Origin of the sequence: Streptomyces sp. NPDC059201, assembly GCF_042754585.1 — a bacterium.
In the GTDB taxonomy this organism is placed as follows: Bacteria; Actinomycetota; Actinomycetes; order Streptomycetales; family Streptomycetaceae; genus Streptomyces.
The window spans coordinates 56,217-80,335 of the sequence record NZ_JBHZBB010000012.1 but is presented as its reverse complement, the minus strand read 5'-3'; the positions used below and the strand labels follow the sequence as shown (position 1 = coordinate 80,335).

Here is a 24,119-nt window from a genome sequence, read left to right as displayed (position 1 = left end):
AAGCCGGTCTCTACAGGTTGCCGCGCTTGTCCTGCTCGCGCTCGATCGCCTCGAAGAGGGCCTTGAAATTGCCCTTGCCGAAGCCCATGGAGCCGTGGCGCTCGATCATCTCGAAGAAGACGGTCGGGCGGTCCTGGACCGGCTTGGTGAAGATCTGGAGCAGGTAGCCGTCCTCGTCGCGGTCGGCGAGGATCTTCAGCTCGCGGAGCTCGTCGATCGGCACGCGGGTGTCGCCGACCCACTCGCCGAGGGTGTCGTAGTAGGTGTCCGGGACGGACAGGAACTGGACGCCGGCGGCGCGCATCGCGCGCACGGTGGCGACGATGTCGTTGGTGGCGAGGGCGATGTGCTGGACGCCGGGGCCGTTGTAGAACTCGAGGTACTCGTCGATCTGCGACTTCTTCTTCGCGATCGCCGGCTCGTTGATCGGGAACTTCACCTTCTTGGTGCCGTCCGCGACGACCTTCGACATGAGGGCGGAGTACTCGGTGGCGATGTCGTCGCCCACGAACTCCTTCATGTTGGTGAAGCCCATGACGTCGTTGTAGAACGCCACCCACTCGTTCATCCGGCCGAGTTCGACGTTGCCGACGCAGTGGTCGATCGCCTGGAAGGTGCGCTTGGCCGGCGGCTCGACGATCGGGGCGGCGGCGGTGTACCCGGGGAGGTAGGGGCCGGTGTAGTCGCCGCGCTCGACGAGGGTGTGGCGGGTCTTGCCGTAGGTGGCGATGGCGGCGAGGACGACGGTGCCGTGCTCGTCCTTCAGCTCGTACGGCTCCACCAGGCCGGTGGCGCCGTGGGCGACGGCGTGGGCGTAGGCGGCGCGGGCGTCCGGGACCTCGATGGCGAGGTCGACGACGCCGTCGCCGTGCTCGGCGACGTGCTCGTCGAGGAAGCGGCCCCAGTCGGTGCCCGCCTTGATGACGGAGGTGAACACGAAGCGGGCGGCGCCGTTGGTGAGGACGTAACTGGCGGTCTCGCGGCTGCCGTTCTCCGGTCCGGAGTAGGCGACCAGCTTCATGCCGAAGGCGGTGGAGTAGTAGTGCGCGGCCTGCTTGGCGTTGCCCACGGCGAAGACGACCGCGTCCATGCCCTTCACCGGGAAGGGGTCGGCCTCACGCGCGGTGGAAGGGGTGTGATCCAGGGTCTCAGTCATGGCAGCAGCGTCCCGCCGACCGGCAAGGTGCGCAATAGTTCGCTGTTGGGGTGGTCAATCTGTACAGCGACCCGGGAGTATGTGCGGGCGACTTGTACATCGTGACCATTCGGAGGGTGCTGTGGCGATCGATCATTTGGACGGGCGGCTGATCGTGCTCCTGGCGCGCGAGCCGCGCATCGGCGTCCTGGAGGCGTCCCGGCGGCTCGGGGTGGCCCGCGGCACCGTCCAGGCACGGCTCGACCGGCTCCAGGCGAGCGGGGTGATCCGCGGGTTCGGCCCGCAGGTGGATCCGGCGGCGCTGGGCTATCCGGTGACGGCCTTCGCCACGCTGGAGATCAAGCAGGGGCAGGGCGCGGACGTCCGGGAGCACCTGGCGACGGTGCCGGAGGTGCTGGAGCTGCACACCACGACGGGCCACGGCGACATGCTGTGCCGGCTGGTGGCGCGGTCGAACGCGGACCTCCAGCGGGTGATCGACAAGGTGGTGGCCTTCGAGGGGATCGTGCGGGCGTCGACGGCGATCGTGATGGAGAACGCGGTGCCGCTGCGGATCATCCCGCTGGTGGAGCAGGCGGCGGGTGGGGAGCCGGGGTAGGGAGCGGGCGGGCGGCGGGCGGTTTCGCGTATGTAGGCATGCAAAGAAGACGTTGCAAAGAAAGCCTTGCAACGTCTTCTTTGCATGCCTACGCTGAGATCATGCCCCCCGAGCCCGAGAAGGCCGTGAAGGCCCCGCAGAAGCACGAGACCCGCGTGCTCGACCCGCGCTCCCTGCGCGGCCTCGCCCACCCCCTCCGCATCCAGCTCCTCCGCTCCCTGCGCCACCAGGGACCGGCCACCGCCTCCCAGCTCGCGGAACGCCTCGGCGAGTCCAGCGGGGCCACCAGCTACCACCTGCGCCAGCTCGCCGCGCACGGCTTCGTCGAGGACGACCCGAGCCTCGGCAAGGGGCGCGAGCGGTGGTGGACGGCCGCCCAGCAGGGCATCAGCTGGGACGAGTCGCTCCACGCCGACCCCGACCCCCAGGTGCGGGGCGCCGCCGACCTCCTCCTCCACGAGACCGCGACCAACCACACCCAGGAACTGTCCACCTGGATCGCCACCCGCCAGGACTGGCCCGCCTGGGCCGGCGCGTCCGACCTGAGCGACTTCACCCTGCGGCTGCCGCCGGCGGCCGCGCGCGAGCTAGGTGAGCGGTTGCACGCGCTGATCGACGAGTACCGCGACTCCCCCGCGTCCGAAGCGCCGGACGCCGCGCGCGTACGACTCCACCTGCACACGTTCCCGCAGCCCGAGAGCTGAACGGGGCCGGGGCGGGGCGGGGCGGGGGCTGCCGCTGCGCGGGGCTTCTCCCGCACCCCGCCCCTTGAAATCAGCCCGCCCGGCGTTTGAGGGCACGGCCGCAGGCCGTACGGGGGCCTGGGGGCTTGCCCCCAGTTTCGGGAAGGGGCGGGGTGGGGGAAGGCCCCGCGCAGCGGCCCACCCACCCGCACCCGCCCACGCACCCGCACCCGCGCCCGCGCCCCGCACCCCCATCCCCACCCCCCGGAAGGGACCGCGCCCGCATGCACGCCGCCGCCACCAAGAGCCCCCTCCTCACCGTCCTGACGGCCAACGCGGTCTCGATCGCGGGCAATTCCCTCACCCTCATCGGCGTCCCCTGGTTCGCCCTGGAAACCACCGGCAGCCCCGGCAAAGCCGGCTTCGTCGCGTTCTGCGCCGCCCTGCCGGTGGTCCTCTCGGCGATCGCCGGCGGACCGATCGTCGACCGGATCGGCCGGCGGCGGGTCAGCGTCGCCTCCGACGTCGTGTGCGGGCTCGCCCTCGCCGCGATCCCGCTGCTGCACCACACCGGGCACCTCGCCTACTGGATGCTCTGTGCGCTGATGGCGCTCAACGGGCTCTTCCACGCGCCCGGGGAGACCGCCCGGTACGTCCTCGTGCCGGATCTCGCCGCCCTGGCCGGGACCCCGCTGGGCCGGGCCGCGAGTCTGTACGACGCGGTCTCGCGCGGGGCGCGGATGGGCGGCGCCGCGCTGGCGGGGGTGCTGGTGGCGGTGGCCGGCGCCGACACCGTACTGCTCCTCGACGCGGCGACCTTCGGCGTCTCCGCCGCGCTCACGGCCGCCGGGCTGCGCGGGATCGCCGCGGCCGCGCCGCGCCGCGACGGGCCGCCGCTCTCCCCCGAGCGCTACCGCGCCGACCTGCGCGAGGGGTACGCGTACCTCTTCGGCGACCGGCTGTTGCTCGGCATCATGCTGATGGTCATGGTCACCAACGGCCTGGCGCTGAGCTGGAGTTCGGTGCTGCTGCCGCTGCACGCCCGGGAGCACCTGGGCGGCCCGGCGGTGCAGGGCCTGCTGGTCGCCGTCTTCGCGGGCTGCGCGCTCGCCGGGGCGCTGCTCTACGGCGCGGTGGGCCACCGCTTCCCGCGCCGGGGGATCTTCACGGTCGGCTTCCTCTTCACCGGCGCCCCGCTGTTCGTCGTGGCGGCGACGACGAGCACGGTGACGCCGCTGCTCGTGACGGCGGTGGCGGCCGGACTCGGCGCCGGGGTGCTCAACCCGATCCTGACGACCGTGATGTACGAGCGGGTGCCGGAGGAGCTGCGCAGCCGGGTGGCGGGGGCCAGCACCGCGGGCGTCCTGATGGCGACCCCGCTGGGCGGCCTGGTGACGGGTCTGCTGGTCGAGCGGGCGGGCCTGACGGCGACGCTGCTCGGGGTCGCGGCGCTCTACTTCGTGGTGACGCTCACCCCGGCGGTCTTCCCCGCCTGGCGCGGCCTGGACGCGAAGCCGGTAGCGGGGACTTCATCGTCTAGCAGGACGGGACCTTCGACTCCTGCCCCTGTCCCAGGGCCCGCAGGGACGCCACCGCGTCGCTGAGGGTGGAGACGGGCACGAGCCGCATCCCGTCCGGCAGTTCGGCCTCCGCGTCCGAGCACTCGTCCTTCGGTACGAGGAAGACGGTGGCGCCGTCGCGGGAGGCGGCCTGGGTCTTGAGGGAGACGCCGCCGACCGCGCCGACCTTGCCGTCCGGCGCGATCGTGCCCGTACCGGCGACGGTCTTGCCGCCGGTGAGGTCGCCGCCGTCGCCGTCCCCGTCGAGCTTGTCGACGACCCCGAGGGCGAAGAGCAGGCCGGCGCTCGGTCCGCCGACGTCGGCGAGGTGGAGGTCGACCTTCACCTCCTCCGGGTCCAGCTTCAGATAGCCGAGGGCGGCGAGGGCGGCGGCGTCCTGGGACTGCTTCATCTGCCCGAGGTTCCGCTTCTCGATCTCGGCGTCGGACTTCCCCGGCGGGTAGACGGAGTCGTGCGGCAGGACGGCCCGGTCCGCCCGGAACCACGCGTCGGCCACGTCCCCGAGGTCCACGTCCGTGCCGGGCCCGGTGGCGAGGATGGTCGTCATCCGCAGCTCACCGGTGGTGGGCCGGACCGGGGCGCCGGTGATCGTGATGACCTCCCGCCCCTTGTCCTTCCCGAGGACGTCGGCGGTGGACCCGGGCTGGGCGATGGCGAACGGCAGCGGCGCGAGCCCCGCCACGGCGACCAGCGCGACGACGGGCACGGCGCACGCCGCGAGCACACGAGACCGGGGCATACGGGAGAGACGCGAGAGCACGCCCCCAATCTACTGGGCACCGGGCGGCCGGCGGGCCGGGGTCAGCGGCAGGGGCGGGCCAGGGCGTGCCCGAAGAAGGCCCGCAGCTCGTGGCGGACGGTGGCGAAGGACGCCGCCGCGTCGCCCGGTCCGACGAGCCCGTCCCGTACCGCGTCCGTGACGAGCCCGGCGGCGTGCAGCGGGGGGACGAGCGCCGCGTGGTCGGTGAGGACCCAGTGGTTCGCGGCGCGCAGGGTACGGCGCCGGGCCCGCAGCCCCTCCCAGGAACGGGCGATCCTTTCTTCGCCCTCGAAGCCGTCGGTGTTCAGCAGGAGCAGCGGCCGGCGCCCCGGCCAGGGCTCCAGGTCGAGATAGCCCTCCAGGTTGGCGACGGCCCGGACCCGCGGGTCCCGGGCGGCGAGGAGGGCAGCGGCCGTACCACCCGCGGAGTGCCCGTAGATCCCGGTGCGGCGGGGGTCGGTCACCGCGCGGGTGGGCAGTTCACCGAGCCGGTCGAGGACGAGGCGGAGGTCGGCGACCCGGGTGTCGATCATGGTTCGGAAGGTCACCGCGTCCGGCGGCCCGTACAGCACGGTCTCCCGCACGCTCCCGTCGGGCAGCTCCACCTGGCTCGCCTCCCCCGGGTGGTCGACGAGCACGACGACCATGCCATGGCTGGCCAGCTCCTCGGCAAGCCCGGTGCCAAGGCTGCGGGCGTCACCGCCACCGGGCGTGTACAGCACAACGGGCCTACGCCCGGCCAGCGGCGGCGCGCCGATGTACGCATGACTCCGCACCCCGCCCCAGTCGACCCCACCACCCGGCAGCCCCCGAACCACCGGCGCGAGCGCACCGAACACGGGCGCCTCGGCGGGGGTGAGCTGAGGCGCGCGCGAGAACCCGGTGACGGTCCGGGCAGGGTAGACAGCGCTGACGACAACCTGCCGGGCCCCCAGTGCGGGCTCCCAGGGATCGATGCGCGCCCGGTCGGTGAACGCATGCCGGACGACCCCGACGGGGTGCGGCCCGGTAGGCGCGGGCAGCACCGGCACGAGCGGCCCGGCGGCGCGCAGGGCGGCGTGGGCGCGGGGCCCGAGCAGAAGGCTCGCGGCACCGAGGACGGCGGCCTTGCCGAGGCCGCGACGGGAGAGGCTGTTCATGACGGGCATGCTGGTGGGAGGCAGGGCCCCGCAGCGAGGCTTTCGGCCCTGCCCTCAGGGCTGGACGGAACGGCTGGGGGACGGCATGGGGGTGTGGACAGGTGGGGCTGTGGGCGGCATGAGGGGTTGTGGGGGTTGCTGAGGATTCACTTCGCGGTGGAGGACCTGGTTCGGGTGCGGTGTGCGCCGCGGCCCTCGCCGGTGCCGGAGCTGCACGCGACGCTGCTGATGCTGGGCGCGCCCCACGAGGGCGTGTTCTTCGGGCGGTGGCGGGCGCGCCTGCTGCGGGGCCTGCCGGCCGCCTCGTTGCCGCTGGCGGACCTGGCGCCGAGCGGGGTGGCGCCGCCGGCCTTCCTCGACGTGCTCGGCGAGACGCGGGAGGAGGGCTTCGCGCTGATCCGGTCGGCGCGGCCGGAGCTCGTACGGTCCGAGCTTGAGCGGGTGTACGCGGGACGGCGCCCGGCACCGGCGTGGGTGGGGGCGCTGCACGCCGGGGACGAGGAGGCGTGGCGGACGCTCGGGCGGGCGCAGCGGGCGGCGTACGGGGCGGTCCTGGCGCCGGTGTGGGGGCGGGTGCAGGACCTGCACCGGGCGGAGTTCGCGCGGTACGCGGTCGCTCTGGCCGAGGGCGGGCTCGGGGCCGCGCTGACGGGGCTCGCGCCGGGGTCGCGGTTCGACGGCGGGGTGTGGGCGTGGCCGGGCGGGTACGGGGAGGTGCGGCTCGGCGGGCGGGGGCTCGTCCTGTTGCCGACCTTCCACTGGCGGGGCGGGCCGCTGGTGCAGGACGTGCCGGGCCGGCCGGTGGTCGTGGCGTATCCGGCGGGTCCGGGGCTGCCTCCGGCTCCGGAGGGGCCCGGGGAGGCGCTGGCGGGGGTGCTGGGGGCGACGCGGGCGGCGCTGCTGCGCGGGCTCGGCGGGCCGCGTACGACGACGGAGCTGGCCCGGGCGCTGGGGGTGTCGGCGGCGACGGTCTCGGCGCACACGGCGGCGCTCCGGGCGGCGGGCCTGCTGACCACGGTCCGCACGGGCCGCTCGGTCCACCACACGCGGACGGCGGTGGCGGAGCTGCTGGTGCGCTGAGGGCGCCCGGCGGGCAGCAGGGTTCACCATCGGAAGGAACAGATACCTATGTCTCCATAGGTATCTGTTCCTCGGTCCCATCGGTCCGAAGGGTCGGTGGGGGGTCGGCGCCGCACCGACCGGACGCGGTCGCGACCGGGCGCGGTCGAGACGGAACGGGTTCGCGGCCGTCAGCGCAGCGCGTCCGCCACCTCTCGGGCCGCGTCCACCACGCGGGGGCCGACCCGCTCCGGCACGGCGTCCGCCAGCATGACGACGCCGACGCTGCCCTCGATGCCGGTCACGCCGACCAGGGGCGCGGCCGCCCCGCTCGCCCCGGCCTCCAGCTCGCCGTGGGTGAGGGTGAAGCCGGGTTCGATCAGGGTGCCCTGGCGGGCGGCGAGTATCGCGCGGCCGGCGGCGCCCCGGTCCAGCGGGTGGCGGAAGCCGGCCCGGTAGGCCACGTGGTAGTCCGTCCAGGTCGGCTCGACGACGGCGACGGCAAGCGCCTCCGCCCCGTCGACGAGCGTCAGGTGCGCGGTCGCGCCGATGTCCTCGGCGAGCGAGCGCAGGGCGGGCAGGGCCGCCTCCCGCACCAGCGGGTGGACCTGCCGGCCGAGGCGCAGCACGCCGAGGCCGACGCGGGCCCGGCCGCCGAGGTCGCGGCGGACGAGGGCGTGCTGCTCCAGGGTGGCGAGCAGGCGGTAGACCACGGTCCGGTTGACACCGAGTTTGTTGGACAACTCGGTGACCGTCAGGCCGTGGTCGGTGTCGGCGAGCAGTTTGAGGACTCTGAGTCCCCGGTCGAGCGTCTGGGAGGTCTCCGCGGTCACGACGCCCTCTCCTTCGAAAGTGAGTGGCGGCGGGCTCCCACGGGGTTCGCGGCGCCGGTCCCGTCGGCGACGCACGTCAGAGGCCGCCGGCAGGAAGGGGTACACCGGCTGCGCTCCGCGGCGGCGCTGCCACGGGGCGATTGCTTTTGAGCCGGGACAGTAGCGACCCGCTCCGCTCAGCGGAAGACCTCGTCCAGAATCCGGGCGCGGGCGACCGGATGCGGACGGTTCAGGACCTTCGTCGGCCCTCCTCGGGACTTTGGCTGACAAGAACGCCTATGTCGTGCCCGTAGCGTGGAGGGTGCCGGATGGCCGTCCGTGGGGGCCGGCCCCGGCGTCGAATCCCGCCTCGCGCGGGATGAGAAGGAGGCCCGTACGACCGCCGTCGTACGGGCCTCTCTCCTGTCCGGAACCTGTCCGGAGCCTGTCCGGAACTGGCCAGGCGCCCGGGAAGGTCACCGCATCCGGGTGGCCCACTCCTGCACCTTCTTGATCCGCTCGCGGATCTGCCCGGCGGTGGCCTCCGCGCTCGGCGGGCCGCCGCAGACCCGCCGCAGCTCGGTGTGGATCACGCCGTGCGGCTTGCCGCTCTGGTGCACGTACGCGCCGACCATGGTGTTGAGCTGCTTGCGCAGTTCGAGCAGCTCCTTGTGGGAAACGACGGGACGCCGCTCCGCAGGAAGCTCCAGCAGGTCCGCCTCGGCGTCGGGCTTCTTGCGGCTGTGCGCGATCTGCCGGGCCTGCCGCTTCTGGAGCAGCAGCTGCACCTGGTCGGGTTCGAGGAGGCCGGGGATGCCGAGGTAGTCCTGCTCCTCCTCGCTGCCGGGGTGGGCCTGCATGCCGAACTCGGCGGCGTTGTAGAGGACCCGGTCGAAGACGGCGTCGGACTCCAGCGCCTCGAAGGGCAGCATGTCCTGCTCGCCGGTGTCCTCGTCCTGGAGCTTCTCCGCCTCGGCGAGCTCCTTCTCGGACTCCGCGTACGGGTCCTCCTCGCCCTCCTTCTTCGGCTTGTCGAGCACGTGGTCGCGCTCGACCTCCATCTCGCTGGCGAAGCCGAGGAGGCTGGGGATGGTGGGAAGGAACACGGACGCGGTCTCGCCGCGCCTGCGCGATCGCACGAAACGCCCGACGGCCTGCGCGAAGAACAGCGGCGTCGAGATCGTCGTCGCGTACACGCCCACGGCGAGGCGGGGCACGTCGACGCCCTCGGACACCATGCGGACCGCGACCATCCAGCGGTCCGTGGACTCGCTGAACTCGTCGATGCGGTCCGAGGCGGCGGCCTCGTCCGAGAGGACGATCGTGGCCTTGGTGCCGGTGATCTCGCGGATCAGCTTGGCGTAGGAGCGGGCCGAGTCCTGGTCGGAGGCGATCACGAGGCCGCCCGCGTCCGGGATCGACTTCCGCACCTCGGTGAGGCGCTGGTCGGCTGCGCGCAGCACGTTCGGCATCCAGTCGCCGCGCGGGTCGAGCGCGGTGCGCCACGCCTGCGAGACGGCGTCCTTGGTCATCGGCTCGCCGAGCCGCGCGGCGATCTCGTCGCCCGCCTTGGTCCGCCAGCGCATGTTGCCGCTGTAGGAGAGGAAGATGACCGGCCGGACGACGCCGTCGCCGAGCGCGTTCCCGTATCCGTAGGTGTAGTCGGCGGAGGAGCGCCGGATGCCGTCGTTCCCCTCCTCGTACGTCACGAAGGGGATGGGGTTGGTGTCGGAGCGGAAGGGCGTGCCGGTGAGGGCGAGCCGGCGCGCGGCCGGGTCGAACGCCTCCAGGCACGCCTCGCCCCAGGACTTCGAGTCACCGGCGTGGTGGATCTCGTCGAGGATGACGAGGGTCTTGCGCTGCTCGCAGCGGTTGCGGTGGAGCATGGGCCGTACGCCGACGCCGGCGTAGGTGAGGGCGACGCCGTCGTACTCCTTGCTGAGCGGCCCGGCGCTGTACTCCGGGTCCAGCTTGATCCCTATCCGCGCCGCGGCCGCCGCCCACTGCTTCTTCAGGTGCTCGGTGGGGGCGACGACGGTGATCTGCTGCACGACGTGGTGGTGCAGCAGCCAGGACGCGAGGGTCAGGGCGAAGGTGGTCTTGCCGGCGCCGGGTGTGGCGACCGCGAGGAAGTCACGGGGCTGCTCCTGGATGTACTTCTCCATCGCGCCCTGCTGCCAGGCTCGCAGCTTGTTGGCGGTGCCCCAGGGAGCACGGCCGGGGAAGGCGGGAGAGAGGTGATGAGAGGAGGTTGCGGTGGTAGTCACGATCTCCGGTCACGGTTCGACGCTCGTCCAGACGCTCGTCCAGATATGACAACCGGGCCACCTTACCGGCGGCCCGGCGGAAACCTCGATCGAACACGGGCCGGGTGCGACCCAGCTCACGCCGGGAGCATCAGCGCGCGCAGCCCCCGCGCGATCGCCTCCACCTCGTCGAGCGAGCCGGTGGCGACGTCGATGACCAGGCGTTCCGCCGCGTCGATGTCCGGGCGCAACTGGATGCCGTTCATGGCGAGGAACGTGACGCAGGAGAGCCAGGCGGTCCGCTTGTTGCCATCGACGAACGGATGGTTGATCGCGAGCGACTGGAGCAGGGCGGCGGCCTTCTCGAGGAGATCCGGGTACGCCTCCTCCCCGAACATCGCGGCGGACGGCCGGTGCACGGCGGAGTCCAGCAGCCCCGCGTCCCGGAGGACGACCTTCTGGTCGTCGACCGCGTGCTCGGCGACGACCGGAACGTCCTCCGTGGAGAGGTAGACGCAGCTCACTTCAGCCGCTCCATCAGCTCATGCCACTTGGCCGCCTGCTCCCTAGCCGTCTTCCGCACGATCGCCTCCTGCGCGGTCCGCGCCAGGTAGTCGTCCACAGCCCTGAGCAACAGCGCGTGCATACTCACACCCTCCTCCTCGGCCCGCCGCTTGAGGGCTTCGGTCTGGTCGTCACGGAGACGTAGGTTCATGGCCATACCGGAATGGTAGTGATGTGGGGCCAAACTGGTACTGGATTACGGTTGGGCCTGCGGTCGGGCCTGCGGTTGGCCTCTCGGTCGGCGCTGCGGTTGGCCCGGCGGTCAGCTCCGCGGTCTGCTCCGCAGCTGGCCCCGCAGTCAGCCCTGCGGTTGGCGCCCGGCGGCCAGCTCCGCGGCCGGTCCCGCGGCTGGCCCCGCAGTCAGCCCGGCGGTCAGCTCCGCGGCTGGCCTGGCGGTCAGCTCCGCGACCGGCCGCTAGGTCGGCCCTCGGCCGGCCCTCTGGTTGGCCCGGCGGTTGGCCCGGCGGCCAGCCCCTCGGTCGACCCTGCGGCTGGCCCCGCAGTCAGCCCTGCGGTTGGCGCCCGGCGGCCAGCTCCGCGGCCGGTCCCGCGGCTGGCCCCGCAGTCAGCCCCTCGGTCGGTCAGCTCCGCGGCCGGTCCCGTGGCCGGCCCCTCGGTCGGCCCCTCGGTCGGCCCTGCGGTCGGCCCTGCGGTAATCCCGGCGGCCAGCCCCTCGGTCGACCCTGCGGCCAGCTCCGCGGCCGGTCCCGTGGCCGGCCCTGCGGTAGTCCCGCGGTCGGCCCCGCAGTCAGCCCCGCGCCCGGCCCTTCGGTCAGCCCCGCGTTCAGCCCCCCGAGGCTCCGCGCAGCCGCGTGGCGACCCACGCCCCGGCTGCCGCGACCGCGGCCATCGGCAGGAAGACCGCGGCGAAGGCGCCGGGGTGGGACGCCTCGGGGGTGGCGGCGGAGGTGACCGCGTGACCGACCGCCCCGCCGCCGAGGGCGGCGAACGCCGCGCCGCCCGCCGCGAGCAGCAGGACGTTGGAGAGGCCGTCGGAGATCTGGAGCGCGGCGGAGTTCGCGCCCGCCTCCTCCGGCGGGGACAGCTTCATCAGCAGCACGCTCGTCGACGCGATCACCACGCCCATGCCCAGGCAGCCGAAGGCCCAGGCGACGGCGACCACCCACACCGGGACGCCCGGCAGCAGCACGCTCGGGGCGGCCGCGATGGAGACCGCGACCAGCAGCATCCCGAGCACGACGAGCCGCTCCCGGTACGGCTCCGTCCAAGGCCGCGACTGGATCCAGGATCCAAGCGCCCAGGTCAGACCGCCGAGAGCCAGCGACAGCCCGGCCAGCGTCGGGCTGAGCCCGCGCTGGGTGACGAGCATCAGCGGCACGAAGGACTCCGCCGCGATGAAGGACCCCGCGGCCACCCCGCGCAGCAGGATCACCGCCGGCAGCCCGCGCGCCGCCCGCACCGTGCCCCGCGGCAGCAGCCCCCGCACGGCCGGCACCAGCAGCGCCGCGCCCACGACGGCCGGCACCAGCGACAGCCAGCGCAGCTCCTGCCCCGCGTACTGAAGCAGCCCCGCCCCCGCCGAGATCGCGAGCGCCAGCAGGATCCGGCGCCGGTCCCAGGCCGCGACGGGCGCGGAAGGATCGGCGGGCCCGGACGCGGTCCGCCGGATCGCCGGCAGCGCGAGAGCGAGCGGCAGCACGACCAGAACAGGGATCCCGACGAACACCCACCGCCACCCCAGATGCTCGGTGATCGTCCCCGACGCGAGCGGCCCGACCACCGACGGCACCACCCAGGCCGCCGCGAACGCCGCCATGATCGCGGGCCGCAGGTGCTCCTCGTACGCCCGGCTCACGACCACGTACAACGCGACGATCACCAGCCCGCCGCCAAGCCCCTGCACGGCCCGCCCGAGGATGAACACCCACATGGCCCCGGCAGTCCCCGACAACACCAGCCCAGCGGCGAACGCGCTCATCCCCGCCGTCAACGGCACCAGCGGCCCGTTCCGGTCGGACCACTGCCCCGCCACGACCATCCCGAACAGGCTGGTCGTGAAGTAAGCGGAGAAGGCGAACGCGTAGAGCGGTATCCCGTCCAGCTCCCGCGCGGCCACCGGCATCGCCGTCCCGACCGCCGTCGCCTCGAACGCGATGAGCAGCACGACGGACACGATCCCGATACTGAGCGCACGATGCGCCCCGTCCAGAACGGAGCCACGAGGCGCGTCGACGGCGGGTACGGGCCCGGCGTCGACGCCGGCCTCACGGGGTTCAAGGGCACTCATCCCCCCAGAGTAAGGGCCGAACCCCCACATGACCCCTGTCGCGGGTCGTATCCCCACTTCCCCCGTTGGTCCTACGCCCCCTACTCGGGCAACGCCTTGAGAACGGGCTTCTCGGCCAGCCCGGCATCGCCCTCACAGCCGAGCTTCCGGACGACGGCGAGGGTCACGCAGTGAAGGACGGTGAGGTGGGCGTTCAGGCCACGCCAGTCCTCGGACCTGGCCTGGGTGGACATCGCCATGTGGGCGTCTTCGGCGAGGACGTCCAGCTTGCGTTTCATCTCGGACCAGCGATCCGCCGCGTCCTTCAGCCGGCCGAGTCGCTGATCCTGGACACGGAGAGGGAGGTCTGGACCTCCGCATCGTCCTTCGCGTGCGAGGCGGGGACGGCCGTCAGAGCCGATCCCGTACGGAACTGGTGGGCGCTCAGCGCACTCGCCGCCTCCGCACTGTCCGTACGCGCGTGACTCCCGTCCTTCACCAGCCGCCCGTGCAGCGCGTACGCGGCGTGGCCGATCGCGCCGAGGTGGTCCTGCCTCGCGGAGAGATCGACGCTCGGACTCCACCGCCCCTGGTCGGCGGGCAGCCCATTGAGCCGCATCGCGGCGCCCTCGAACGACACGATTCCCCAGTCCACGCTTGAGGAGCCGGAGTTTACGCATGCACACGGACACACGCAGGCGTACGCGTCGAGATCCGGCCGCGCGTGCAAACTCCCAACCCCCCCTGCCCGAGCATGCCTCTTTCACCGACTACTGAAACGTTTACTCCTGCTATCAGCCAACCTTCCCTGACCCGAATCCATCAGGTCCGCACCCGCCCACCATGAACGCAATGTGGCAGCCGTATTGCAGTCCCATGGCACGCCCCCGATCCCCCTTGAGCCCCTCCCCCAGGCCCCCTAACGTCGTCGTTGTCGCCACACCACCCCGACCGTGTGCCCGAGTGGTTCAGGGGCTCGTCTGCAAAGCGAGTGACGCGGGTTCGAATCCCGCCACGGTCTCCAGAAACGGAGTCCCGCACCCGTACGAACGGGTGCGGGACTCGGTCTGTCCGACCGCGAAGCCCTACGCGGCGGGCAACGGCTTCACCACGGGATCGCCCTTGAGGGGATCGCCCTCACAACCGAGTGCGTCGGTGGCCCGTCCCGCCAGGATGTAGAGGAGCTCGATCTGCCGCTTCTTGGCCTCCGCGTCGTCGCGCCTCTCGGAGTTCAGCCCATTCGAGAGTACGACCTCGAACATCACCTTCCCGGAGGCTTCCGCAAGCTCTCCCGGCAGCCGGCATGCCACGGAAAGCTGGGCGAGCCAGAAGGTCGACTCGACGCGCACACCGTTGACGTCGTAGCGGGCGATCTCCTCCGGCCGCGCTCTGCCCCAGCTCAACTCGCCGGACGGGGCCCATGAGAATCGGACGCCCACGCTCTCCTTGCCCCGCTTGGGCCGAGGAGCGTAGTCACACCAGGAAGCGGTCCCGTGATTCATCTGACGCAGGTACACGCCGAGCCGCTGCACCAGCTCCTCTGTCGTCACGTAGAAGGTGGTGTCGAACTGATCGGACCGAAGTGTCCGCTGAACCGACTTCTCGCCGTCCGACCCTTCCTCCATGACACAGAGAGACTCCACGGGGGGCGTCGGCGGAGACTCGGACGTACAGGACGTGACCATCACGGCGAGGGCGAGCAGCCCGACGAAGCGCTTACGCATCTTCACCCTCACTTCGGCGGCTGAAGATGCGACCTGGCTGCATCCCAGGTCGGCAAGAGACCGGACCGCACGGAGCCGACCGTCAGACCTGCCGTGACGTCGGTTCCCGTCAGGGTGGTGACCGCGCCCCGTAAGCCCACCTTGTGCGAACTCAGCCGTCCCATCAGGCGCTTCACCTGGTCGTCCCACTTCTCGTGAGCCTTCTTGAGGCCCGTGGCCGTCTCCCAGCCCTCGAAGGCCCTGACCACCGCGCTCGTCGGCTCGTCGGCGGCGTCCGCCGCCTTTCGCGTGCCCGGCTCCAGCGTGGTCTCGATGGTGTTGGCCGCTTTCTTCTTCTCCGGCACGCTTCCCAGCACGAAGCCCTCGCCGGCACCGCCCTGAGCTCCGGTGCCCCCGTCGGCTCGATTCAGCCGCATCTGCGTCGGCTGCCGCTCAGCGGCTTCGGCCTTGAGCTGTTCCCACTCCCGCCAGGCCATCATGTCCCCCGTTCATCCGGTTCCCGTCGGATCGCGCACCGCGTGACGACGGCGGTGGCTGTACGTCGCAGGTCGGCGCGTGCCGTACGGGTACGACGGGACGGCGGTCGGCGGACGTACCGCCCGGCCGGCCATCGCCGCGTCAGCGGGAAGCCCCCTCCCCCGTGGACACGTCCAACCGGCCCGTCACTCTACCCACGGGCACGGACGGTCCCCCCGCGCAGGAGCGTGTACCGGCCATGTTCCGGCTACGAGGCGGACACCGCCGACTGGGGCCGGATCGGGAGGCGGTTGACCGGGCGGCCGGTGGCCGCGCGGACGGCTGCCGCCACCGCGGCGGGGGAGGTGACGACCGGGACGGCGCTCGCCGGCTTGGCTCCGAAGGGGGCGACGACGTCGCGCTCCTCGACGAGCTTCACGATGCGGATGTCCGGGGCGTCCAGGGAGGTCGGCAGGGCGTAGCCGGTGAGGTCGGGGTGGCGGACCAGACCGCGGGCGGTGCGGAGGTTCTCGGTGAGGGCCGCGCCGACGCCCTGGGTGACGCCCGCCTCGATGCGGGTGGCGAGCTGGGCGGGGTTGAGGATCCGGCCGACGTCCTGGGCGACGGCCATCTCCACGACCCGGACGGCGCCGAGTTCGATGTCGACGTCCACCACCGCGCGGATCGCGCAGAACGCGAGGCCGACGAAGGCGTCGCCCTGGCCGGACTCGTCCAGCGGCTCGGTGGGGTGCGGGCGGCACTGCGCGGTGGCCCACAGCTCCTTGCCGTCCATCTCCTCGGCGACGGTGGTCGAGAGGACGCCGTCGTACGAGGTGATCTTGCCGTCGCTGATCTGGAGCAGCTCCGTCGACATGCCGAACTTGTGGGCCAGCGGCTGGAGGAGTTGGGTGCGGACCATCTTGGCGGCGCGCTCGACGGCGCCGCCGGAGACCCAGGTGTGGCGGCCGTGGGTGGCGGCGCCGGCCGGGGGCTGGTCGGTGTCGACGGGGGCGACGTGGACCTCGTCGAGGCCCAGGGTCTCCTGGACGATCTGGCGGGCGAGGGTCGAGAAGCCCGAACCGGTGTCGACGGCCGAGCAGATGACGGTGGCGACGCCGTCGAGGACCCGCACGGTGGCGGTGGAGACCTCGTCGGTGCCCTCGGCGCCGAGCATGTGCACCATGCCGAGCGCGTAGCCCACGCCCCGCCGCACGGCGCCGGGTTCGCCCGCGCCCTCGGGTCCGCCGGGCAGCAGCCAGTCCTCCTCGGGGGTGTCCTTGGGAAGGGCGGGCAGCGGGAAGTCCCGTACGGCGGCGAGGAGTTCGGCGACGGGCGCCGGGCAGGTGACGGTCTGGCCGGTGGGCAGCAGGTCGCCGGTGCCCAGCACGTTCCGCATGCGCAGCTCGGCCGGGTCGATGCCGAGCCGGCCCGCGAGCTTGTCCATCTGCGCCTCGTAGGCGGCGCACACCTGCATCGCGCCCTCGCCCCGGACGTGGCCGGAGGGCGGGTTGTTGGTGCGGACGGCCCAGCCCTCGACGAAGGCGTGCGGGACGACGTACGGGCCGCAGGCGAAGGCGACGGCGGCGGCCAGGGACTCCGAGGAGGAGTCGGCGTAGGCCCCGGCGTCGAGGAGGATCTGCGCCTCGACCTTCACCAGCCGGCCCTCGGCGTCCGCGTGGTGGCGGTAGCGCAGCAGGGTGGGGTGGCGGTGGGCGTGCCCGAGGAAGGACTCCTCGCGGGTGGCGGTGAGCTTCACCGGGCAGCCGGTGCGCAGCGCGAGCAGGCCGAGCGGGATCTGGAAGCCGGGGTCCTCGCGGTCGCCGGTGGCGCCGGGCACGCCGGTGACGACGACCTTGACCTGGTCCGGCGTCAGTCCGAAGCAGGCGGCGGCCAGGTCGCGGTCGGTGTGCGGGTCGGTGGAGGCGGTGTACAGCTCGACGCCGCCGTCGGGGCGGGGCACGGCGAGTCCGGCCTCGGCGCCGATGGGGGCGGGGTCCTGGCGGCCGACCCGGTAGAGGCCCTCGACGACGATCTCGCCGGTGGCCTCGGGGTCGCCGAAGCGGAGCGGGATGTGGCGGATCAGGTTGCCGTCGGGGTGGAGGGGTTCGGCGGCGAAGGCGCGCTCCGGGTCGGTGACGGGCTCCAGGAGCTCGTACTCGACGAGGATGGCGGCGGTGGCGAGCCGGGCGGTGTCGGGGTGGTCGGCGGCGATGGCGGCGATGGCCTCGCCGTGGTGCCGGACCAGTCCGTCGGCGAAGACGGGGCGGTCGGCGACCCGCCGCCCGTAGGTGGCCGCGCCGGGCACGTCGGCGGCCGTCACCACGGCGCGTACGCCGGGCATCGCCTCGGCGGCGGTGGTGTCGATCGAGACGATCCGGGCGTGGGCGTGCGGGGAGCGCAGGATCGCGGCCCACAGCAGGCCCTCGGCCCACAGGTCGGAGGCGTACGGGAAGGTGCCCTCGGCCTTGGCCCGCGCGTCGGCCTGCGGGAGGGAGGCGCCGAGCCCGTGGAGCGGGGTCTCGGGCTCCGGCGCGGAACCGGCCGCCTCCGCGAAGGGGAGCGTGGGAATGGCGGTCGTCGCGTCGCTGCTCACGCCCTGCCTCCGTCGTGCTGGTGCGGGATGCGGGGCGAGGCGTCGTCCTCGCCCGCGGTGGCGTGCTCGGTGGCGGTGGCGGAGCGCTCGGCGACGACGTCCTCGACGGCCTGGAGCACCCCCTTGTAGCCGGAGCAGCGGCAGAGGTTGCCGGCGAGGGCCTGGCGGGTCTCCAGCTCGGTGGGGGCGTGGTTGCCTTCGAGCAGGTCATGCACGGTCATGCACATGCCGGGGATGCAGAAGCCGCACTGCACGGTGCCGCAGCGGGAGAGCGCCCGCTGCACGTCGGACGGCTCGCCGTCCACCGCGAGCCCCTCGACGGTCCGCACCTCGGCCCCCGCGGCGGTCGCGGCCGGCACCAGGCAGGACGCCACGAGCCGCCCGTCCACCTGCACGTTGCACGCCCCGCACTCCCCCTGCGAGCACCCGTCCTTCGCCCCCGCGAGCCCGAGCCGCTCCCGCAGCACGTAGAGCAGCGACTCCCCGATCCACGAGTCCGTGACGGGCCGATCGGCCCCGTTGACCCGCAGCACGTAGGAGGTGTGCGGATGCTCGTCACTGTCGACAGAGGTGTACGAGGTAACCGGCGCATCCGGCACGACCACGGCAAGGTCCCGAACGGCGTCGCCCCCGACGGCGGGCACGGGCGCGGCCCCGGCCTCCGGCCCGGCCCCGGCCTCGGGCCCGAACCCGGCCTCGCGCTCCGGCCCGAACCCGGCCTCTGCCTCGTGCCCGAACCTGGTTCCGGCCTCCGGCCCAACCCCGGCCTCGGGCTCGGCCTCGAATGCGGCCTCCGGCGCTGTCTCGGTCCCGGCCCCGGCCTCGAACCCGGCCTCGGCGCCACTCTCGTGTCCGTACCCGGACTCGTGCCCGGCCCCTGCCTCCGGCCCGACCCCGGTCTCGAACCCGGTCCCGGCGCCGCCCTCGTGTCCGTAACCGGACTCGGGCTCGGGCTCGTGCCCGGCCCCTGCCTCCGGCCCGACCCCGGCCTCGAACCCGGCCCCGGCGCCGCCCTCGTGTCCGTACCCGGCCTCGAATTCGGCCTCCGGCGCTGTCCCGGCCCCGGCCCCGGACTCGAACCCGGCCTCGGCTCCTGCCTCGTGCCCGTATACGGCCTCGGGCTCGCCCCCGGCCTCCGGCCCGAACCCGGCCCCGGGCTCGCGCTCAAACTCAGCCCCGGCCTCCGGCCCAACCCCGTACCCGGCCCCAGCCCCAGCCCCAACCTCAGCGTCGTGCCCGAAGCCGGTCCCGGCCCCGGTCCCGGCCCCTGCCCCCCGCTCGAACTCCGTCTCAGGCCCCTGCTCCAGCCTCGTCCCGAGCTCTCCAACGAGCTCCCCGGCCGTCCCGGCAGCAGCCTCCCGCACCGCCCACGGCGCCGCCGCGCCGCCCGGCAGGGTCGGGGGGGCCTGCTCGTACGAGAGGGGCTCGGCCCGCTCGACGACGGGCTCGGCCGGAGCCGGGGCGGGGGCCGCAGCAGCCTCCCACTGGCCCGGCGCGCCGAAGTGCCACTCCGCCGTCGCGTGGGGGTCGTGGTCGGCGTAGGGGCGGGCGGTGGGTGCGGCCGCGGGCTCTTCGCCGTAGCCGTGGGGCAGGGGCTCGGGGCCCGGCTCCGGGGACAGGAACTCGACGCCCTCGGTCGACAGGTGCGCCGGCCAGCCGCTCGCCTCGGGGTCGACGGGGGCGGTCTGCGTCAGGGGCTGGAGCGGCACGATCATCGGCGGGGTGTAGCCGTGGCCGGGGGCCTCAAGCGGCACGCCGTCCAGCATGAACTCCGGCGGCAGGTGGACGAAGGCCGTCGCGCCCTCGTCGTACCCCTCGCTCTGCGGGATCGGCTCCCAGCCGCCCGGCGCGGCGGGGGCCACGGTCTCGTTCGGCTCGTTGCTGCTGGTGCTCACGACAGGGCCCTCCCCAGTGCCCGGCGGGCGAGTGTGGCGACGGTGCGCCGCAGGTGCAGGACGGCGGGCGGCAACTGCTCGTCGCCCGGCGGATCGGGGATGCAGGCGGCGGCCACGTACTCGCCGAAGGCCGTCAGCGCCTCCGGGGCGAGCCCCCGGTCGTTGTCCCAGTCCACCAGGGACGCGATCCAGCGCTCCGCCTCCAGCGGGCGCAGCGGCATCGGGGCGACCGCGCCGACGGCGCAGCGGACCCCGCGCCGGGCCGGGTCGAGGACGACGGCGACGGACGCGGTGGCGCGGGCCGGACCGGTGCGGCCGGTGGCCTTGAGGAAGACCTGCGGCGCGTGCAGCAGCGGCACCCGGACGAAGGCCACGAGCTCGCCGGGGGCGAGCAGGTCGCGCCCGGCGAGGAGGTGCGAGACGGGGATCTCGCGGCTGCCGAGCGGGCCCACGACGACGAGGTCGGCCTCCAGCGCGGCGAGCACGGGCAGCGAGTCGCCGGTCGGGGCGGCGGTGACGACGTTGCCGCCGAGGGTGCCGGCGTTGCGGATCTGGGGCGGTCCGGCCGCGCGGGAGGCGGCGGCGAGGGCCGGGATGAGGGCGGCGAAGTCGGGGCGGCCCATGCGGGCGTGGGTGAGGCCGGCGCCGAGAAGGGCGTGGCCGTCCTGGTACTGCCAGCCGCGGATCTCGTTGATGCGGCTGAGGCCGACGAGTCCCGCGGGGCGGAGCTGACCGCGGTTGACGGCGGCCATGAGGTCGGTGCCACCGGCGACGGGCACGGCCGCCGGCATCGCGGTCAGCGCGGCCACCGCCTCGTCGAGCGAGGCGGGCAGCGTCACGGACTGCGCCGTCTGTGGTGCGTGCGTGGTCAACCCGCTGCCCCTTCCCGGTTGTCCCGGTACGTCCCCGACTGTGCCCGGCCGCCGCGCGCCTGCGAGCGGGCGCACGGCGCGCCTGTGTGTGGGCGTACCGTACGTGCTCACAGGCCGGACGTGGCAACTCTGGCACATCTTCCGAGCCGCCCGGAGCGAGGGGCTGCGAAGGACCCTTCGTCCGGGACACCCGGGACGCCCGGGATGGTCACCACCGCCCCGGGACGCCCGGGGACGCCCTGACACAGAACCTAACTCCCGTTTCGCCGCTCCCGGGTGACCCCGGGACGCGAGGTGGCTCACACGATCGGGGGCGGCCCGTCGATCGGGCGGCCGAGGAGGCCGGGGCGGCGCTGCCAGGGGGCGGGTCCGGCGGCGGGGCGGTAGGCGACGCCGAGGGCGTCGAGGCGCCGGTAGTGGGTCTCCATGCGGCGCAGGAAGCCGCCCGTGTCGCGGTCGGCGGGCGCGGGCAGCGCGGACCAGGCGACCTCGGCGAAGGCGGCGAGGCGGGGGAAGACCTGGTAGTCGACGCGGGCCCGGTTCTCCATCACCTCCGTCCACACGTTGGCCTGGGTGCCCAGGACGTGACGGGCCGCCGCCTCGGACAGGCCGGGCGGGACCGGCTCGAAGCGGTACACGTCCTCCAGGGTGCGGACGAAGCCGATCGGCACCGGCTCGTCCTCGCCGCCGTCCTGCCGGTGGTCGAGGTAGACCTGCTGCTCGGGGCACATGACGACGTCGTGCCCGGCCTCGGCGGCGGCGATCCCGCCGCCGTAGCCGCGCCAGGACGACACGGCCGCGCCCTCGGCGAGGCCGCCCTCCAGGATCTCGTCCCAGCCGATGAGGCGGCGGCCCCGGTCGGCGAGCCAGCGGTCGAAGTGGCGGATGAACCAGGACTGGAGCCCGTCCTCGTCGCCCACCCCCAGCTCGGCGATCCGGGCCTGGGCGGCCGGGGACTCCTTCCACTGGTCCTTGGGGCACTCGTCGCCGCCGACGTGCACGAAGGTCGACGGGAAGAGCTCCAGGACCTCCTCGAAGACGCCCTCGTAGAAGCGCAGCACCTCCTCGGTGGGGGCGAGGACGTTCGGGTTCACGCCCCAGGTGTCCCAGACGGTGAGGGCGGAGGTGTCGACGACGTCGGTGTTGCCGAGCCAGGGGTACGCGGCGATGGCGGCCTGCGAGTGGCCGGGGATGTCGATCTCGGGGACGACGGTGATGTGCCGCTCGGCGGCGTACGCGACGATCTCCCGGATGTCGTCCCGCGTGTAGAAGCCGCCGTGCGGCGTGTCGTTCCACAGCGGCGACGCCCGGTGCCCCCACTTGGAGCGGGCCCGCCAGGACCCCGCCTCGGTGAGGCGCGGGTACCGCTCGATCTCGATCCGCCAGCCCTGGTCGTCGGTGAGGTGGAAGTGGAAGACGTTCAGCTTGTGCGCGGCCATCAGGTCGAGCAGCCGCAGCACGTCCTCCTTGGCGGTGAAGTGCCGGGAGACGTCGAGGAGGAGGCCGCGCCAGCCGAAGCGGGGGCGGTCGGCGACGGTCACGTACGGCAGGTCCCAGTCCGCGCCGGGCCGGACGGGCGCGCGCCGGTACGCGTCGGGCCCGAGGAGCTGGCGCAGGGTCTGCGCGCCCCAGAAGAGCCCGGCGGGCCCGCCGCCGTCGAGCTGGACACCGTCGCCGGTCACGGAGAGCCGGTAGCCCTCGGGGCCGTACTCCTTCTCCGTCTCCGGGGAGAGCCGCAGCCGGATCGCGCCGGGGCCTTCGCCGTCGGACAGGGGCAGGCCGGTGGCGGCGCCGAGGACGGACCGCAGCCAGCGGGCGGTGGCCTCGGTGCCGGGTCCGGCGTCGAGGGTGGTCCGCTCGTCGAGGGAGAAATACCCGGGGGCGTCGCCCTCGGTCCGGGCCGTCAGGGGCGCCGGAATCAGACCCGCACCCACCATCACGTCATCTGTCATCACGTCAGTCCTTCACCGCCCCGCCCAGTCCGGAGACCAGGCGGCGCTGTACGAGTACGAAGAAGACGAGCACCGGGATCGTCATCACGGTCGACCCGGCCATGATGCCTCCCCAGTCGTTCTCGTCGGGTTTGAAGAAGACCAGCAGCGCCATCGGGAGGGTGGACTGCGAGGTGTCGCTGATGAGGAACGACTTGGCGAAGAGGAAGTCGTTCCAGGTCGAGATGAACGAGAAGACGCTGGTGGCCACGAGGCCGGGCAGGACCAGCGGGAAGAGGATCGTCCACAGGAAGCGGGCGTGGCTCGCCCCGTCGATCCTGGCCTGCTCCTCCAGCGCCTCCGGCACGGCCCGGACGAAGCCGCGCAGCATCCAGATCGCGAAGGGCAGCGAGAAGGCGATGTGCGGCAGGACGAGCGAGCCGAGGGTGTTGAGGAGTCCGGCGTCCCGCATGAGGAAGAAGAGCGGGATGGTCAGCGCCTCGACCGGCACCATCTGCGCGACCAGGAACATGACCAGCAGCGTGGTGCGGAACCGGAAGCGGAAGCGGGTGACGGCGGTCGCCGCGAGGAAGGCGATGACGGCGGAGGCGAGGACGACCGCGGTCGCCACCATCAGGCTGTTGAGGAAGTAGCGCCCGAAGTCCTGCTGCTCGAAGACCCGCCGGAAGGAGTCGAGCGACGGGGAGAGCGTCCACGGCCTCGGTTCGGTCGACTGGATCTCGCCGGCCGGCTTGAAGGCCGAGAGGACCATCCAGTACAGCGGGAAGGCGACGACGACGGCGGTCAGCAGGGCGGCCGCCTCGGCGAGCAGCCGCCCGGGGCGGCGCACGCCGGGTATCCGGAAGGTGCTCACAGTTCCTCCCCCTGACGGCGCAGCAGGCGCAGGTAGACCAGGGTCACGGCCAGCAGGATGAGGAGCGTGACGACGCCGATCGCCGCGCCCAGGCTGTACTGGGAGGAGGCGAACGCCTTCTGGTAGGCGTACACGTTGAGGACGAGGTTCTGGCCGGCGATGCCGCCTCCGTTCGTCATCACGTAGATCTGGGTGAAGACCTTGAAGTCCCAGATGACGGACTGGATGGTGACGACGGCCAGGATCGGGCGGAGCAGTGGCGCGGTCACGGAGCGCCAGATCCGCCACGGGGAGGCGCCGTCGAGGGCCGCGGCCTCCAGGACCTCGGCGGGGACGGCCCGGATCCCGGCGTAGACGGTGACCATCACGAAGGGGAACGAGCACCAGACGACCTCGAGGAACACGAGGGCGAAGGCGCTGTACCGCCCGTAGGTCCAGGAGAAGTCGCCGAGCCCGAGGAGCCGGTTGACGGGCCCGAAGTCGGCGTCGAAGAGGAAGACCCAGACGGTGGAGCCGGTGACGGCGGGGGTGGCCCAGGCGCCGAGCGCGGCGAGCATCAGCGCCAGCCGGGGCAGCGCCCGTACCCGGGTGAGGAGGACGGCGAGGGCGCAGCCGACCGCGAGGGTGCCGGTCACGCAGGCGGCGGCGAAGACGACGGTGGCGAGGAGGACCTCGCGGAACTGGGGGTCGGTGAAGAGGGCGGTGTAGTTGGCGAACCCCTGGAAGGAGGTGGGTTCGCCGCCGCTGACCTGGGCCTGGGTGTACTCCAGGAAGGAGATCAGGCCCAGTTGGTAGACGGGGTGGACGAGGAGGACGCCGAGGACCGCGAGGGCGGGCAGGAGGTAGAGCCAGGGGGTCCAGGCGGATGTGCCGGTACGGCTCCGGGGGCGGCGCGCGGGTTCTTTCGCGGTGCCCGTGGGCGCGGGCGGTGCGGGGGCGGTGACCGTCAT

General features: G+C 73.4%; 22 protein-coding genes and 1 tRNA gene. 5 read left to right on the top strand and 18 right to left on the bottom strand.

The window, feature by feature from the left end; genetic code table 11:
• Positions 1-10 precede the first annotated feature (10 nt).
• Positions 11-1,156: a 4-hydroxyphenylpyruvate dioxygenase gene (gene hppD, locus ACFXMG_RS31615; RefSeq protein ID WP_383819967.1), complete on the bottom strand. Its 1,146-nt coding sequence runs from the start codon at positions 1,154-1,156 to the stop codon at positions 11-13.
• Positions 1,157-1,277: 121 nt separating this feature from the next.
• Between hppD and ACFXMG_RS31610 the strand changes: the two genes are divergently transcribed.
• The 3 genes from ACFXMG_RS31610 (at position 1,278) to ACFXMG_RS31600 (ending at position 4,041) form a co-directional block, all read left to right on the top strand.
• On the top strand, positions 1,278-1,754 hold the full coding sequence (locus tag ACFXMG_RS31610; RefSeq protein ID WP_150228406.1) for an Lrp/AsnC family transcriptional regulator: 477 nt from the start codon (positions 1,278-1,280) through the stop codon (positions 1,752-1,754).
• Positions 1,755-1,855: 101 nt separating this feature from the next.
• Complete coding sequence (locus ACFXMG_RS31605) at positions 1,856-2,458, top strand: ArsR/SmtB family transcription factor (RefSeq protein WP_383819970.1); 603 nt, start codon at positions 1,856-1,858, stop codon at positions 2,456-2,458.
• Positions 2,459-2,721: 263 nt separating this feature from the next.
• Positions 2,722-4,041, top strand: coding sequence for an MFS transporter (locus ACFXMG_RS31600; RefSeq protein WP_383829565.1), 1,320 nt, complete (start codon positions 2,722-2,724; stop codon positions 4,039-4,041).
• Here the strand turns inward: ACFXMG_RS31600 and ACFXMG_RS31595 are convergent.
• Both ACFXMG_RS31595 and ACFXMG_RS31590 read right to left on the bottom strand, forming a co-directional pair.
• On the bottom strand, positions 3,974-4,756 hold the full coding sequence (locus ACFXMG_RS31595; RefSeq protein WP_383829617.1) for a S16 family serine protease: 783 nt from the start codon (positions 4,754-4,756) through the stop codon (positions 3,974-3,976). The genes ACFXMG_RS31600 and ACFXMG_RS31595 overlap by 68 nt on opposite strands.
• Before the next feature lie 62 nt (positions 4,757-4,818).
• The gene (locus ACFXMG_RS31590) at positions 4,819-5,916 is read right to left on the bottom strand and encodes an acetylhydrolase (RefSeq protein ID WP_383829568.1); all 1,098 of its coding nucleotides are present in this window, start codon (positions 5,914-5,916) and stop codon (positions 4,819-4,821) included.
• A 156-nt stretch (positions 5,917-6,072) separates the two neighbouring features.
• Here ACFXMG_RS31590 and ACFXMG_RS31585 point away from each other — a divergent pair, with 156 nt between their 5' ends.
• Positions 6,073-6,996 carry an ArsR/SmtB family transcription factor gene (locus ACFXMG_RS31585; RefSeq protein WP_383829571.1) on the top strand — a complete coding sequence of 308 codons (924 nt, stop codon included), beginning with the start codon at positions 6,073-6,075 and terminating at the stop codon, positions 6,994-6,996.
• 170 nt (positions 6,997-7,166) lie between these two features.
• Here ACFXMG_RS31585 and ACFXMG_RS31580 read toward each other — a convergent pair whose 3' ends face one another.
• The 7 genes from ACFXMG_RS31580 to ACFXMG_RS31550 all read right to left on the bottom strand — a co-directional run bounded on the left by ACFXMG_RS31580 (position 7,167) and on the right by ACFXMG_RS31550 (position 13,479).
• Entirely contained in the window at positions 7,167-7,808 is a 642-nt protein-coding gene (locus ACFXMG_RS31580) for an IclR family transcriptional regulator (RefSeq protein ID WP_169084335.1), read from the bottom strand.
• A 455-nt stretch (positions 7,809-8,263) separates the two neighbouring features.
• Positions 8,264-10,057: a DEAD/DEAH box helicase gene (locus ACFXMG_RS31575; RefSeq protein WP_383829620.1), complete on the bottom strand. Its 1,794-nt coding sequence runs from the start codon at positions 10,055-10,057 to the stop codon at positions 8,264-8,266.
• Between the two features lie 113 nt (positions 10,058-10,170).
• Positions 10,171-10,557, bottom strand: coding sequence for a type II toxin-antitoxin system death-on-curing family toxin (locus ACFXMG_RS31570; RefSeq protein ID WP_383829575.1), 387 nt, complete (start codon positions 10,555-10,557; stop codon positions 10,171-10,173).
• On the bottom strand, positions 10,554-10,754 hold the full coding sequence (locus ACFXMG_RS31565; protein ID WP_383829578.1) for a ribbon-helix-helix protein, CopG family: 201 nt from the start codon (positions 10,752-10,754) through the stop codon (positions 10,554-10,556). Before ACFXMG_RS31565 ends, ACFXMG_RS31570 begins: the two co-directional genes overlap by 4 nt.
• A 627-nt stretch (positions 10,755-11,381) precedes the next feature.
• Positions 11,382-12,845, bottom strand: coding sequence for an MFS transporter (locus ACFXMG_RS31560; RefSeq protein WP_383829581.1), 1,464 nt, complete (start codon positions 12,843-12,845; stop codon positions 11,382-11,384).
• 80 nt (positions 12,846-12,925) lie between these two features.
• A complete protein-coding gene (locus tag ACFXMG_RS31555; RefSeq protein WP_383829584.1) occupies positions 12,926-13,123 on the bottom strand; it encodes a hypothetical protein in 198 nt (65 codons plus the stop codon).
• A gap of 26 nt (positions 13,124-13,149) precedes the next feature.
• Positions 13,150-13,479: a hypothetical protein gene (locus tag ACFXMG_RS31550; RefSeq protein WP_383829587.1), complete on the bottom strand. Its 330-nt coding sequence runs from the start codon at positions 13,477-13,479 to the stop codon at positions 13,150-13,152.
• A gap of 294 nt (positions 13,480-13,773) precedes the next feature.
• On the opposite strand from ACFXMG_RS31550, the gene ACFXMG_RS31545 reads away from it, so the two are divergent.
• Positions 13,774-13,848 (top strand) — tRNA-Cys (locus ACFXMG_RS31545).
• Positions 13,849-13,909: 61 nt separating this feature from the next.
• Here ACFXMG_RS31545 and ACFXMG_RS31540 read toward each other — a convergent pair.
• From ACFXMG_RS31540 to ACFXMG_RS31505, 8 genes are all read right to left on the bottom strand, one after another.
• Entirely contained in the window at positions 13,910-14,548 is a 639-nt protein-coding gene (locus ACFXMG_RS31540) for a hypothetical protein (protein ID WP_383829590.1), read from the bottom strand.
• Positions 14,549-14,556: 8 nt separating this feature from the next.
• Entirely contained in the window at positions 14,557-15,027 is a 471-nt protein-coding gene (locus ACFXMG_RS31535) for a hypothetical protein (RefSeq protein WP_383829593.1), read from the bottom strand.
• A 245-nt stretch (positions 15,028-15,272) separates the two neighbouring features.
• Entirely contained in the window at positions 15,273-17,597 is a 2,325-nt protein-coding gene (locus ACFXMG_RS31530; RefSeq protein WP_383829596.1) for a xanthine dehydrogenase family protein molybdopterin-binding subunit, read from the bottom strand.
• Positions 17,594-19,492 (bottom strand): (2Fe-2S)-binding protein, encoded by a 1,899-nt coding sequence (locus ACFXMG_RS31525; RefSeq protein ID WP_383829599.1) that lies wholly within the window; start codon positions 19,490-19,492, stop codon positions 17,594-17,596. The genes ACFXMG_RS31530 and ACFXMG_RS31525 overlap by 4 nt, the downstream gene beginning before the upstream one ends.
• Entirely contained in the window at positions 19,489-20,364 is an 876-nt protein-coding gene (locus tag ACFXMG_RS31520; protein ID WP_383829602.1) for an FAD binding domain-containing protein, read from the bottom strand. Before ACFXMG_RS31520 ends, ACFXMG_RS31525 begins: the two co-directional genes overlap by 4 nt.
• A 299-nt stretch (positions 20,365-20,663) precedes the next feature.
• On the bottom strand, positions 20,664-22,316 hold the full coding sequence (locus ACFXMG_RS31515) for a beta-N-acetylhexosaminidase (RefSeq protein ID WP_383829605.1): 1,653 nt from the start codon (positions 22,314-22,316) through the stop codon (positions 20,664-20,666).
• Between the two features lie 4 nt (positions 22,317-22,320).
• Positions 22,321-23,169 (bottom strand): carbohydrate ABC transporter permease, encoded by an 849-nt coding sequence (locus tag ACFXMG_RS31510; RefSeq protein WP_383829608.1) that lies wholly within the window; start codon positions 23,167-23,169, stop codon positions 22,321-22,323.
• Positions 23,166-24,119 (bottom strand): carbohydrate ABC transporter permease, encoded by a 954-nt coding sequence (locus ACFXMG_RS31505; RefSeq protein ID WP_383829611.1) that lies wholly within the window; start codon positions 24,117-24,119, stop codon positions 23,166-23,168. Before ACFXMG_RS31505 ends, ACFXMG_RS31510 begins: the two co-directional genes overlap by 4 nt.

Coding starts and splice junctions, on each gene's coding strand:
- ACFXMG_RS31515 (WP_383829605.1), bottom strand. CDS start 22,316: ATGACAGATGACGTGATGGTGGGTGCGGGTCTGATTCCGGCGCCCCTG.
- ACFXMG_RS31505 (WP_383829611.1), bottom strand. CDS start 24,119: ATGACGGTCACCGCCCCCGCACCGCCCGCGCCCACGGGCACCGCGAAA.
- ACFXMG_RS31600 (WP_383829565.1), top strand. CDS start 2,722: ATGCACGCCGCCGCCACCAAGAGCCCCCTCCTCACCGTCCTGACGGCC.
- ACFXMG_RS31540 (WP_383829590.1), bottom strand. CDS start 14,548: ATGCGTAAGCGCTTCGTCGGGCTGCTCGCCCTCGCCGTGATGGTCACG.
- ACFXMG_RS31560 (WP_383829581.1), bottom strand. CDS start 12,845: ATGAGTGCCCTTGAACCCCGTGAGGCCGGCGTCGACGCCGGGCCCGTA.
- ACFXMG_RS31535 (WP_383829593.1), bottom strand. CDS start 15,027: ATGATGGCCTGGCGGGAGTGGGAACAGCTCAAGGCCGAAGCCGCTGAG.
- ACFXMG_RS31605 (WP_383819970.1), top strand. CDS start 1,856: ATGCCCCCCGAGCCCGAGAAGGCCGTGAAGGCCCCGCAGAAGCACGAG.
- ACFXMG_RS31595 (WP_383829617.1), bottom strand. CDS start 4,756: ATGCCCCGGTCTCGTGTGCTCGCGGCGTGCGCCGTGCCCGTCGTCGCG.
- ACFXMG_RS31565 (WP_383829578.1), bottom strand. CDS start 10,754: ATGGCCATGAACCTACGTCTCCGTGACGACCAGACCGAAGCCCTCAAG.
- hppD (WP_383819967.1), bottom strand. CDS start 1,156: ATGACTGAGACCCTGGATCACACCCCTTCCACCGCGCGTGAGGCCGAC.
- ACFXMG_RS31590 (WP_383829568.1), bottom strand. CDS start 5,916: ATGAACAGCCTCTCCCGTCGCGGCCTCGGCAAGGCCGCCGTCCTCGGT.
- ACFXMG_RS31555 (WP_383829584.1), bottom strand. CDS start 13,123: ATGAAACGCAAGCTGGACGTCCTCGCCGAAGACGCCCACATGGCGATG.